The following is an 11,857-nucleotide window of genomic DNA, read 5'->3' as shown; positions in this document are numbered from 1 at the left end:
CGGTCGGAAGGGCCTCGGCCTCGGCGGGGTCAGCGGGGGCCGACTGCGGAGTGGACGCGGTCTCGTGAACGGGCACGGTCTGCGGAGCGGCCTGCTCGGGCACGACAGGTTCCACCGTCGGCTCCGCGACCGGCTCGTGCGCCGGCTCCTCCGGGGCGGGGGCGGCCTCGGCGGCGGGTGCCTGCGGAGCCTCCGGCTCCACCACGGGCGCCGCGACCTGGGCAACCGTGTCGAGGGGTGCCGCGTCCGAGTCCTGAGGGCCGGCGTCCGTCAGGTGGGCGGCGGGATCGACGAGCTGAGGGCCCTGCTCGGCGGGCTGCGGCTGGGGCGCGGCCGGGACCTCCACCATGTCCTGGACCACCGGCTCAGGGTTCACCGGCTCCTGGGCCACGGGTTCCGGGGCCGCTGCCTCCGGGGCCACGGCTTCCGGGGCCACGGCTTCCGGGGCCACGGCTTCCGGGGTCGGCGTTTCGAGGACCTCCGGCATCTCCTGGGTCTGCACCGGCACCTGCCGGGGCAGATCCTGAACGGGCTCGGGAGCCACCGCCACCTGCTGTTCCGGTACGGCCTGGTCGTGCGCGACCTGCTGCTCCTGCGCCACCGGCTCGCCCGGGACGGCGGCAGCAGCCTCCGCCTCGGCTCTCTGCTGCATCTCTACCGGCACCGGCGCGGGTGCCTCGCCGGCCGGGGCGTACACCCCGGGGAACGGAGTCGGGTCGGGAGCCTGGGGATCCAGGGAGCCGTCCAGCGCGTGAAGGAGCTCCGGGTTCGGCGGGGTCTCCGGGCTCTGGGGCATGAGCACCTCCCCCACTGCCCCGGGGGCGGAAGCCGCCTCGGGGGCCGACGGGGTGCCGGATGCCTGCGTGTCCTCCGGGACGACCGTTTCTGCAACCTGCCCCACGGCCGGCCCCGCCCCCTCGGGCGCGCCCTCGACGGCCTCCGCGCCGGGCGGAACCTCACCGCTCACCGGGGCCTCACCGCTCATCGGGGCCTCGGCACCTGCCTGAGCCTCTGTGTCCGTCTGCTCCCCGGGAGCAGCCATCGACGTCAGGGCCGGTACGGCGATCCAGGGCGACGCGGGCTGCGGCGAGATCTCCGCGGGCTGGGAGACGTCGAGGTACTCCGGCCCCATCGTGGGTGGCCCGGACTGCCTTACCGCGCCGAGCGGAACCGGGGCACCGGCGGGTCCGCGGTCGGCGAGTGAGCGGACGGGGCTGGCGGAGCTGTCCGGGGTCGGCGGACCGAGGTGCAGCGGGCGGCGGGCAACCGGCGGCTGCGGAACGGCCGTGGCGACCTGCATACGGGCGCGACCGGGCTCCGGCGCGGCCGCGGCCGTCTCGGAGGCGGCCGCGCCCTGTCCGTGCGTACGGACGGCGCTCAGGTCGACCGAGCCGCTGTCCCGGCCGTCGGTCTCGTGGGGACCCGGCTCATGAACGACCTGGACGACGGGCTCCGGGGCGGGCGGCGGCGTCTCATGGCCCCACGCGCCCTGCGCGCCCGGCAGCAGCAGGTCTTCGTCCTCGGCGGCGGTCTCGGAGAGGTAGGTGTACGCACCCGGCGCCTGGACGCCCGGCTGCTCCACCATGCCTGCGTTCTCCGGCAGTCCCTCGCCCGGGACCTGGCCGGTGTCGGTCATGCGTAACCCCTCGCCCATCGGTTAGTGCTCTACGCCTGCTGGCCCGGAACGGCGCACCGACCGTCCCGCAGTGGAGAACGAGCGTGCGTGCCCAGCGGCACGAAACGACCCGCCTGCAAAGACGACAAAGCCATTCAACGGCATTGTCGCGGTCGTTTCGCCGTCGCGACAGCTTGATCCGCCACGGTTCGCTGTGGACTGCGCCACGTTGTGTGCCCTCCCGTTCCGTCGTACCGCGACTCGCCCCAAAACGGGCGCGCTTTCCGGACATTGGCTTACGAAGCACCAGGCGCCGGAGTGCGCTACGACGGTCGGTCAGCCTACCGCGCCGGTACGACAACAGGATCACAGGGAACGCTCGGGGGACCTCTCGGCCGTCGCTCGACGACCGCTCCTTGACGAGACTCTCCCGGCGCTCAGCGCCCGGGGGCGCCCCCGTCGCGCCGTCCCAGTTGTCCCGAAAGCAGGAACGCGACGCTCCGTTCCTTCTCCGCCCAGGCCCGCGTGTCGAGTTCGACGGACTGCAGGAGGGCGCACTGGACCTCGTAGCCGTGCTCGGTGAGGTCCCTGCCGATGAGTTCGGCCGCGTCGCGGTTGGCCGCGTGCGTGACGATGCGCTGCGGGCGGCGGTCGGCGACCGCGGAGACCACGGCCACTCCCCCGCCGCCGACCCGGACGACATCGGGTTCGGGCAGGTTCTCGAGGATGTGCGGGGCGGTGCCGTGCACCATCTGGAGCTGGACGCCGAAGCGGCGGGCCGCGATCGTCGTACGGCCGCACGCGTCGGGGTCCCGGTCGACGGCGATGACGGCGGCGCCGCAGCGCGCGGCCTCGGTCGCGAAGGCGCCGCTGCCGGAGCCGATGTCCCACACGAGGTCACCCGTCCGCGGTCCCAGCCGGGCGAGTTGGGCCGCGCGCATCACCTCGGTCTCGCCCTCGCCGAGATCGCCGCCGTACACCTCGGCGGGCAGCGCCCAGCCGCGCGGTCCGGCGCCGGGGTCGCGTCCGGCGATCCAGCCGCCGCCCTCGCCCGCGGCGACCGGACCACCCATGACGATGACGACGTTGGGGTCGCGCCAGGTGTGGTCGGCGGCCTTGTCGGAGGTCAGGATGGTGACCTGTTCACGTTCGGTGCCCAGCTCCTCGCAGATCACGAACGTGCGGTGGATCCCGTCGAGGAGCAGGCCGAGCTCGGCGGGGCCCGCGCCGGGTGAGGTGAGGACGGCGACCTTGGTGTGGGCGCGGCATACGTTCACCGCGCGACGGAGGCTGCGACCGTGTGCGGCGACCACCTGCGCGTCGTCCCACGGCATCCCCGCGCGCGCGAAGGCCGCGGCGACGGAGGAGACGGCGGGGACGACCTCGACCTCCAGGCCGAACTCGGGCGCCCGCAGGGTGCGCACGACACCGAAGAATCCCGGGTCTCCGTCGGCGAGGACGACGGCCGTGCCGCGGTGGCCCGCGATACGGCGGGCGGCGAGGGCGACGCTGCCGAGCCGGATGCGCTCGGCGTACGGAGGCACTTCGGCGAGCGCCAGGTGGTGGGCCGCGCCGGCCACCAGCGTTGCGGCACCGAGGGCCGAGCGCGCCGCGGCGGTCAGCGGCGAGCCGTCCCAGCCGATCACCGTGACCCGGTCGGCCATCGTCGTCAGTCTCCAGGGTTCCAGCGGGTCGATGCGGTCGCACCCTTGTTCGAGCCCAGTCGAGAGCTCGAGGCGGGGCAGCCCGGAGTCGGGCTCCGTGAGGGTACCTGGTCGGGCCGCGGGGCGCCGCGCCGGTCGTACGGTGCGAGACCGCCGGGAGTGCCGGGGTGCCGGGCTCGCCGTATGCCATGGGGCAGGGAGCCGCAGGGGGTGTACGTCCGAAGGCGGGGTGCGCCGCGGTGGTCGTGCAGCGCGGAACGGTGGCCGTACCGCGTGGGGCCGCCGTCCTGTGCACGGGCGGGTGCCCCGGAGGTCACAGGGTCAGTTCCAGTTCGCGTAGGAGGTGAAGCCGCCGGTGTCGGCCAGCTCCTCGCTGACGCCTTCGAGGTCCTCGGGGAGGAGGCTCCAGACGATGTAGTCGGTGCGGGTCTCGACCCAGCCCTCGTCGGTTCGGGTCCGCGCTATACAGGCGTTGCGCAGGACGCCCTCGCTGATACAGCCGATCTTCTGGGCGACCTGCTGGGCGGCGGTGTTGTCGGCGGCGGTACGCAGCTCGATGCGCTCGAACTTCTGGTCCCGGAACAGCCATTGCGCGGTGGCGAGTGCCGCCTCGGAGGCATAGCCCTCGCCGCGGGCCCAGGGGGCGATGACGTACGAGAGTTCGGTGGAGCGAACATGCCAGTCGGTCCCGGTGAGCTGGATGAGGCCCACCAGACGCTGGGTCAGGAACTCGGTGACGGCGAGGTCGAGACCGCGGCCCCCGGTGCGCTCGGCGGGCGCGTACTCGGTGATCCAGGTACGGGCGGCGTCCGCGGTGAAGGGCTGGGGGACGTCCGTCCAGGCGGCGACCAGCTCGTCGTTCATCATCTCGGCGAGTTCGGGGACGTCGTCCTCGTCGAGGGGGCGCAGCACCAACCGCTCCGTGCTGATGGAGATGTCGGGGAAGGTGGTAGTCATGCGCCGCTCCATAACCTTCGGAAACCGTCGGGCCTGCTCAACTGCCCAGCATGCAGCATCAAAGCACTCGACCGCACCACGGGGTCCACTCCCGGTGAGGAGCGGACCCCGTGCGGTGACGGCCGCGCCGTCGTGCCGACGGGCTCAGAAGGAAGCGGTGACCGAGCCGTCGTACTCGTCCTCGATGAACTTCCTGACCTCGTCGGAGGTGAGCAGCTCGGCGAGCTTCCTCACGCGCGGGTCGTCCTCGTTGCCCTCCTTCACGGCGAGGAAGTTGCCGTACGGGTTGTTCTCGGCGGACTCCAGGACGAGGGCGTCCTCGGAGGGCCTGAGGTCGGACTCGATGGCGTAGTTGCCGTTGACGACCGCGGCGTCCACGTCGTCCAGGGAGCGCGGGGTCTGGGCCGCCTCCAGCTCCTTGAACTGGAGCTTCTTGGGGTTCTTCGCGATGTCCGCGGGGGTCGCCTCGTTGCCCACGCCGTCCTTCAGCGTGATGATCCCGTTCGCGTCGAGGAGCTTGAGTGCCCGGGCTTCGTTGACCGTGTCGTTCGGGACGGCGACGGTCGCGCCGCTCTTGAGGTCCTCGGCCTTGTCGATCGTGTTGGAGTAGAGGCCGAGCGGCTCCAGGTGCACCGTGACGACGGGCGCGATGCGGGTGCCGTTCTTCTTGTTGAAGTCGTCGAGGTAGGGCTGGTTCTGGAAGTAGTTGGCGTCGACGGACCCGTCCTCGGTCGCGGTGTTGGGCGTGACGTAGTCCGTGAACTCCCTGACCTCGAGGTCGAGGCCGGCCTTCTTCGCGAGGTTGTCCTTGACGTAGGTGAGGATCTCGGCGTGCGGGGTGGGGCTCGCGGCGACGACCAGCGGGCCGCTGGTGTCGGAGGCGGCGCCCTGGCCCGCGCCGCACGCGGTGAGCCCGAGGGTGAGGGCTCCGGCGGCGAGGGCGGCGGCGGTGATCCTGGCGGTGTTACGCACGAAAAGCGCCTTTCCTGGTGGGTGGTGCGACCCCGTCTTGGGTGAACGGGGGGGTTGGGGAGTTCAGGGGTGCGGTCGGGTACGCCGGTTCAGGCGACCTTGCCGATGTCCGTGGTCCGGGGCTCCTCGGCCCTCGGCAGCCGCGGCCCCGGCGCGGCGCCGGAGCGGCCGCCGCGCGCGTGGAGGGCGCGGGCCGCGTAGTCGCCGGCGAACTGGATGACCGAGATGACGACCGCGAGGATCGCCACGGTGATCCACATCAGTCCGGTCTCGAAGCGCTGGTAGCCGTAGCGGATGGCAATGTCACCGAGTCCGCCCGCGCCGACGGTGCCGGCCATCGCGGAGTAGCCGATGAGCGCGACGACGGTCGTGGTGGCGGACGAGATCAGCGAGGGCAGGGACTCCGGTACGAGGACCTTGCGGACGATCGTCCAGGTGTTGCCGCCCATGGCCTGTACCGCTTCGACGAGCCCGTGGTCCACTTCGCGGACAGCCGTCTCGACCAGGCGCGCGAAGAAGGGGATCGCGCCGATGGCGAGCGGCACGATCGCGGCCTCGCGGCCGATGGTCGTCCCGGTGACCCAGCGCGTGAAGCCCATCAGCGCGACCATCAGGATGATGAACGGCATCGAGCGGGCGACGTTCACGATCTGGCCGATGACCTTGTTGGCGACGACGTTCTGGAGGAGCCCGCCGCGGTCGGTGAGCACGAGCAGGACGCCGAGCGGGAGTCCGCCGACGACCGCGATGAGGGTGGACCAGCCGACCATGTGGAGGGTGTCCCAACAGGCCTGCTCCAGCAGCGGTTGCCTCGCGGAGAATTCAGCCCAGGTCACTTGGCGGCACCTTCCTTCGCCGGTACGGGCTTCTGCTCACGGCCCGGCACCTCGATCCGCAGGCCCTGTTCGCGCAGGAAGCCGATCGGCACGACGTTGTCCTCGTAGCTGCCGGGCAGTTCGATGCGCATACGGCCGACCTGCTTGCCGGCGACGGTGTCCATCGCGGCACCGAGGATCGATATGTCGATGTTGTAGGTGCGCGAGAGCTGCGAGATGACGGGCCGGGTGGCGGCGTCGCCCTGGAAGGTGACGTCGACGACCGTGCGGTCGTCCCCGGAGGCGTCGCCGCCCACCGGGAAGAGAGCGGCGGCCAGTTCGGAGCCCGGGGTCGCGAGGAGTTCGCCGACCGTGCCGGACTCGACGATGCGCCCCCGCTCCATGAGGGCGGCCGAGTCGCAGACCGACTTGACGACGTCCATCTCGTGCGTGATGAGCAGGACGGTCAGGCCCAGTTGCCGGTTCAGATCGCGCAGCAGCTGGAGGATGGAGCGGGTGGTCTCCGGGTCGAGGGCGCTGGTCGCCTCGTCGGAGAGCAGCACCTCGGGGTCGCCGGCCAGGGCCCGGGCGATGCCGACTCGCTGCTTCTGGCCGCCGGAGAGCTGGGCGGGGTAGGCCCTGGCCTTGTCGGCGAGGCCCACGAGGTCGAGGAGTTCGAGCGCCTTGCGGGAACGCTCCTTCCCCGACCTGCCGAGAATCTCCAGCGGCAGCTCGACGTTGTCCTGGACGGTGCGCGAGGACAGCAGGTTGAAGTGCTGGAAGACCATGCCGATCCGGCTGCGTGCCTCGCGGAGTTCCCGGCCGGCGCGCGGGCCCCGCCCGGCGAGGGCGGTGAGGTCCTGGCCGGCGACGGTCACCGTCCCGGCGGTGGGCCGCTCCAGCAGATTGACGCAGCGGATCAGCGAGGACTTGCCGGCGCCGGACTGGCCGATGACGCCGTACACCTCGCCTTCCCGGACATGCAGATCGACGCCGTCGAGGGCGGTGACCGCACGGCCGTGCGAACGGTCGGCCCCGTAGATTTTCGTGAGGCCTGTTGTGGTGATCACTGGGGTTTCCATCACTGTCGAGTGCGCGGGCGTGGGTGTGCCCGGGCACGGAGGGGAACAGGTGCGCGTTGGGGTCTCCCACGCCGTTCAGGCAGTGGGGGGCTTCGGTCTCGTACGGCGAAGGGCGTACGGACATGCCACAGCGGCTCGCTTCGGGGCGCGAGACTCAGGGGTGATGCGGGGGCCCTCTAGAAGGCGCACATTCGACACGAACAACGAGCACCGGGCGTCAGGGTCGCCTCGGTCGCCGGGATGCGGACGCTCGTCGTGGTCATGCGATCAGTAAAACAGATCTACGGTCCTGACACGGCACCCGTTGTCCGGATAGTGGACAGTGGTGGACAGGGCTGTCCCGCACGTCTTCCCAGGTCGGCGAGGTCTGTGGGCGGCCCGTGGGCCCGGCGGGTTGTGGTCAACGCCACGGCGATCAGGCGACGGTGAGCCCCGCGTCCGGGCCGGCCGGGGGCGACGGCTTCGGGACTTCCGGCCCGTACTAGGGTCACGGCATGCTTGATGTCCTGACGGTGGCGACCGCCGTTGCCGCGCTGCTGCTCGCCGCGTGGTGCGGCTGGGCCGCCTACCGCGACCAGCCGACCAAGGACTGGCACTTCATCGGCATGGCCGTGGTGTCACTACTGGCCCTGGTGCAGTTGGTGGTCGGGATCGTGCAGCTGGCGCGCGGCGAGAAGCCGGAGCAGGGGACCACCGTCTTCGTGGCGTACCTGCTGGGGGCGGTCGCCTGCGTTCCGGTGGCCGGCTTCATGTCGCTGGCCGAGCGCACCCGCTGGGGCAGCGTGACCGTCGCGGCCGGCGGCGTGGTGCTCGCCGTGCTCCAAGTGCGACTCCATGACATCTGGGGAGGCTGAGATGGCGGCCACGGGGTCCGCTCCGCGAGAGCGGCGGGACACGCAGAACACACCGGCCGCACCGGAGACGCCGGAGACGCCGGAGACGCCGGAGACGCCGGAGACACCAGACACGCAGCGGACGCGGCTGATCGGCGGCCCCGGGATGCTGCTCGTGTGGCTGTACGGCGTGATGGTCGTCGGCGCGGTCTCGCGCTCCGCCGTGCAGATCTCCACCGAGTTCGGCCACGCGCCGCTCGCCTACTCGCTCTCCGCGGTCGCCGGTCTCGTCTACGGGTTCATCACGTACTCGCTGGTGCGTGGCGGTGAGACCGCCCGCAAGGCGGCACTGGTGTGCTGCGCCGCCGAGCTGTTGGGCGTGCTGGTCGTGGGCACGTGGACGCTGGTGGAGCCGTCCGCGTTCCCGGACGCGACCGTGTGGTCCGACTACGGGATGGGGTATCTGTTCATCCCCGTGCTGCTGCCCCTGTCGGCTGTGTACTGGTTGAGGAAGGGCTCAGCCGGCGACCGGTAGGGCGCTCACGCCGTCGCCGCGTACGTCCCCGCCGGCGCCGCCTTCTCCAGGACGATCATCGGGACCCCGTCGTCGCCCTTCGAGGTGCCCACGGCCTCGTAGCCCACGCGCCGGTACAGACGGAGGTTGCCCTCGCTGCGGTGGCCCGTGTGGAGGCGGAACCTCGTGGCGCCGCGCTGCTCGGCGAGGGCCGACTCGGCGGCACGCAGGAGCCGGGCGCCGATCCCGTGGCCCTGGAGGCGCGGGTGGACGCAGAGCTTGCCGATGGACGCGGCGCCGTCCTCATGGATGGTGCCGCGTACGAAGCCGACGACCTCCTCGCCGAGTCGCGCCACGAACACGCAGTCCCGGGCGACCTCCTCGCGGACCGAGTCGAGAGTCTGGACGAGCGGGTCGATGCGGTAGTTGCCGTACAGCGCGGCCTCACTCTGGAAGCACAGGTACTGCAGCCTGAAAATCTGCTCGGCATCCCGCTCGGACGCCACGGAGATGGTCACGCTCATGCCCATGTGTGCACGCCTCCCGCTCACCTGTCGCCTGTAGTCCCTCACTCCTATCCCCGCCGTTCAGGGGCCGCAACCTCCGATTTGAGCAAACGACGCAGGCATCCGAGGCATTTGGAACGTTCCGGCCCCAAACTCCCCTGTGACATACCCAACTCACCTGCGATCTCACGGTACGTAAGGTCCCGGGGAGACAGCAGCGCGGCGAGCAGCCGTGGACAGCGGCCCGGCAGCCTGCGGACGGCGGCGTGAAGGGCCCGGCGACGGGCGGCGGCGAGGGCCAGTTGCTCGGGGCCGGGGCCGCTGTCGTCGGCGGGCTCGGTGACGTACGGCCGTTCCACCCGGACCGTACGCCGGCTGCGGCGGGCCTCCTCGCGGACGGCGACGCGCAGCCAGCCCTCGGGGTCGGAAGGCGGGCCGTCCGCGTCGATCCGCTCGAGAAGCCGCAGCCAGACCGCCTGTTCCAGGTCTCCGGGCTCCGCCCCCGCCGCGTAAGCCTCGGCCGAGGCCTCGGCGACGAGCAGCGGGCGCAGCGCGGCGACGATCTCCTGTGTCATGTGCGCCAGAACGCGTCCGCCCCGGCAGGTGGTTGCCGGGGCGGACGGAAGTCACCCCTGCCGGGGCAACCGGATCATCCGTTGACGAAGTCCTCGCGCGCGAGCAGGCCCGTGTCCGGGTTGTCGGTGAAGATACCGTCGATACCGGTCGCGAAGTAGGTCCGGAACGCGCCGAACGCGTCGCCGTACGCCACCGGATCGGTGCCCTTGCGGAAGTTGGCGGGCAGGAAGGAGTTCTCGTTGCGCATGGTGTACGGGTGCAGGATCAGACCCGCGTCGTGCGCGTCGTCGACGAGGGTGGTCGGCGTGGTGAGGTTGCCGCTCGCGTCACGCGGGATGACCAGGTCGAGCGTGGGACCGATGCCCTGCGCGTACGAGGCGATCCAGTCCAGCCCCTCCGGCTTGATCAGGTCGGCGACGGTGCGCGGGTCGCCGGCCTCCACGAAGTCCCAGGGGCGGCTGCCCGCGCTGGAGAGGAGCACCACGAGCGGGCTGTCGACCAGCAGGTTCAGGCGCTGGATGCTGCTCGGCTCGAAGGACTGCAGGAAGACCGGCGAGCTCTTCCGGTGGCGGCCGTACTTGCGCAGCAGCTTCGCGAGGGGCTCCTCCAGGCCGAGGCCCAGCTTGCGGAAGTACGTGGGGTGCTTGGTCTCGACGTGCAGCCAGACCTGCTTGCCGCGCTTGCGTCCCTCCCGGTCGGCCCAGCGCAGCACCTCCTCGAAGGTGGGGACCTCCCAGCGGCCGTCGTAGAGCGTGTTCTCCTGACGGGTGCCCGGGATGCGCTCCTTGGCACGCAGCGTCTTCAGCTCGGCGAGGGTGAAGTCCTCGGTGAACCAGCCGGTGAAGGACGCGCCGTCGACGACCTTCGTGGTCTTCCGGTCGGCGAACTCGGGGTGGGCGGCGACATCGGTCGTGCCCGTGATGTCGTTCTCGTGACGGCAGACGAGATGGCCGTCCTTGGTGGGCACGAGGTCCTGCTCGATGACGTGCGCGCCCATGTCGAGGGCGAGCTGGTACGAGCCGAGGGTGTGCTCCGGCCGGTAGCCGCTGGCGCCGCGGTGCGCGATGACCGTCGGGGTCGGCAGGCTGTCGTACCCGCCGCCCGAGTGCCGTTCGTCCGCTCTCGCCGCACCCGGCAGTCCGAGAACCGCTCCGCCCGCGCCGAGCACCGCGGCCCCGAGCAGCGCCCGCCGCCCCGTCCCCCGGTCCTGCTGCTCGTACGACTCCTGCGTCCCCATACGGCACTCCTCCCGCCAGACTGCCCTGCACCTGTCAAAGCGGGACGATCGTAGGTGCCGCGAGGTGACGTACGGGAGACCTGGGACGGAACACGTGGGAGACGCTGGATGTCGTACGGATGCCTTACGGGGCAGGCGAGTTGACGTCCCGTCGGTCTGGGCCGGGAGGCCGGGGGTACTCGGCTGAGGCGGCGTGCGCGATGACCGTCACACGAACGGACCCCCGCACAGAAATGCTCAACGGGCGCAACCTCAGGTAAAACTACGTCAACAGTGCGTATCTACTCGGTGAACCCGACGTGCAAGACCCGGGGAGCCGCGAGTATCGTCCTCACCTGCACATACTTCCATCCACCCCCTTTGACACCGGAGGGCCCGTTGTCCCGCTTCGTGCTCATCAAGGCAGTGCTCGGACCGATCATGCGCCTGATGTTCCGCCCCCAGGTGGAGGGCGCGGAGCACATCCCCGGGGACGGTCCGGTGATCCTCGCCGGCAACCATCTGACGTTCATCGACTCGATGATCCTTCCGCTGGTGTGCGACCGGCAGGTGTTCTTCATCGGCAAGGACGAGTACGTCACCGGCAAGGGGGTCAAGGGCCGGCTGATGGCCTGGTTCTTCACCGGCGTCGGCATGATCCCCGTCGACCGCGACGGCGGCCGGGGCGGGGTCGCCGCGCTGATGACCGGGCGCCGGGTGCTGGAGGACGGCCGGATGTTCGGCATCTACCCGGAGGGCACGCGTTCGCCTGATGGGCGCCTGTACCGAGGGCGTACGGGGATCGCGCGGCTGACCCTGATGACCGGTGCGCCGGTCGTGCCGTTCGCGATGATCGGTACGGACAAGATCCAGCCGGGGGGTGCCGGGCTGCCGCGGCCGCGGCGGGTGACCGTGCGGTTCGGTGAGGCGATGGAGTTCTCGCGGTACGACGGTATGGACCGGGACCGGTATGTGCTGCGGGCCGTGACGGACTCGGTGATGGCTGAGGTCATGCGGTTGTCGGGGCAGGAGTATGTGGACATGTACGCCACTAAGGCCAAGGAAGCGGCGTGACGCTCCGCTGAGCGGGGGGGGGGTGACTGGGGG

The 11,857-nt window shown here is 71.2% G+C and carries 11 protein-coding genes and 1 pseudogene; 3 read left to right on the top strand and 9 right to left on the bottom strand.

Annotation, left to right across the window (positions count from 1 at the left end; translation table 11 throughout):
* The 6 genes and pseudogenes from FNH04_RS30520 to FNH04_RS30495 all read right to left on the bottom strand — a co-directional run.
* A pseudogene (locus FNH04_RS30520) lies at positions 1-1,636 on the bottom strand (nicotinate-nucleotide--dimethylbenzimidazole phosphoribosyltransferase); the annotation flags it as partial.
* Positions 1,637-2,052: 416 nt separating this feature from the next.
* Entirely contained in the window at positions 2,053-3,279 is a 1,227-nt protein-coding gene (cbiE, locus tag FNH04_RS30515) for a precorrin-6y C5,15-methyltransferase (decarboxylating) subunit CbiE (protein ID WP_152789004.1), read from the bottom strand.
* A gap of 321 nt (positions 3,280-3,600) precedes the next feature.
* A complete protein-coding gene (locus FNH04_RS30510; RefSeq protein ID WP_152789003.1) occupies positions 3,601-4,236 on the bottom strand; it encodes a GNAT family N-acetyltransferase in 636 nt (211 codons plus the stop codon).
* 144 nt (positions 4,237-4,380) lie between these two features.
* Entirely contained in the window at positions 4,381-5,208 is an 828-nt protein-coding gene (locus FNH04_RS30505; RefSeq protein WP_322724276.1) for a MetQ/NlpA family ABC transporter substrate-binding protein, read from the bottom strand.
* Positions 5,209-5,297: 89 nt separating this feature from the next.
* Positions 5,298-6,044, bottom strand: a complete 747-nt coding sequence (locus FNH04_RS30500; RefSeq protein WP_322724274.1) for a methionine ABC transporter permease — start codon at positions 6,042-6,044, stop codon at positions 5,298-5,300.
* Positions 6,041-7,093, bottom strand: coding sequence for a methionine ABC transporter ATP-binding protein (locus FNH04_RS30495; protein ID WP_322724272.1), 1,053 nt, complete (start codon positions 7,091-7,093; stop codon positions 6,041-6,043). The genes FNH04_RS30500 and FNH04_RS30495 overlap by 4 nt, the downstream gene beginning before the upstream one ends.
* Before the next feature lie 506 nt (positions 7,094-7,599).
* Here FNH04_RS30495 and FNH04_RS30490 point away from each other — a divergent pair.
* Together FNH04_RS30490 and FNH04_RS30485 are read left to right on the top strand one after the other, a co-directional pair.
* A complete protein-coding gene (locus FNH04_RS30490; protein ID WP_152789001.1) occupies positions 7,600-7,959 on the top strand; it encodes a hypothetical protein in 360 nt (119 codons plus the stop codon).
* Between the two features lie 145 nt (positions 7,960-8,104).
* Complete coding sequence (locus tag FNH04_RS30485) at positions 8,105-8,473, top strand: hypothetical protein (RefSeq protein ID WP_228031706.1); 369 nt, start codon at positions 8,105-8,107, stop codon at positions 8,471-8,473.
* A gap of 5 nt (positions 8,474-8,478) precedes the next feature.
* Here the strand turns inward: FNH04_RS30485 and FNH04_RS30480 are convergent, their stop codons facing one another.
* The 3 genes from FNH04_RS30480 to FNH04_RS30470 all read right to left on the bottom strand — a co-directional run bounded on the left by FNH04_RS30480 (position 8,479) and on the right by FNH04_RS30470 (position 10,771).
* On the bottom strand, positions 8,479-8,982 hold the full coding sequence (locus FNH04_RS30480; protein WP_152789000.1) for a GNAT family N-acetyltransferase: 504 nt from the start codon (positions 8,980-8,982) through the stop codon (positions 8,479-8,481).
* 44 nt (positions 8,983-9,026) lie between these two features.
* Positions 9,027-9,533 (bottom strand): RNA polymerase sigma factor, encoded by a 507-nt coding sequence (locus FNH04_RS30475; protein ID WP_152788999.1) that lies wholly within the window; start codon positions 9,531-9,533, stop codon positions 9,027-9,029.
* 74 nt (positions 9,534-9,607) lie between these two features.
* Positions 9,608-10,771, bottom strand: a complete 1,164-nt coding sequence (locus FNH04_RS30470; protein ID WP_152788998.1) for a glycerophosphodiester phosphodiesterase — start codon at positions 10,769-10,771, stop codon at positions 9,608-9,610.
* A 378-nt stretch (positions 10,772-11,149) separates the two neighbouring features.
* Between FNH04_RS30470 and FNH04_RS30465 the strand changes: the two genes are divergently transcribed.
* A complete protein-coding gene (locus tag FNH04_RS30465; RefSeq protein WP_152788997.1) occupies positions 11,150-11,824 on the top strand; it encodes a lysophospholipid acyltransferase family protein in 675 nt (224 codons plus the stop codon).
* Positions 11,825-11,857: the final 33 nt, after the last annotated feature.

Source organism: Streptomyces phyllanthi, assembly GCF_009377205.1.
Taxonomy (GTDB): domain Bacteria; phylum Actinomycetota; class Actinomycetes; order Streptomycetales; family Streptomycetaceae; genus Streptomyces; species Streptomyces phyllanthi.
This window is presented reverse-complemented; position numbering and strand designations above follow the sequence as displayed.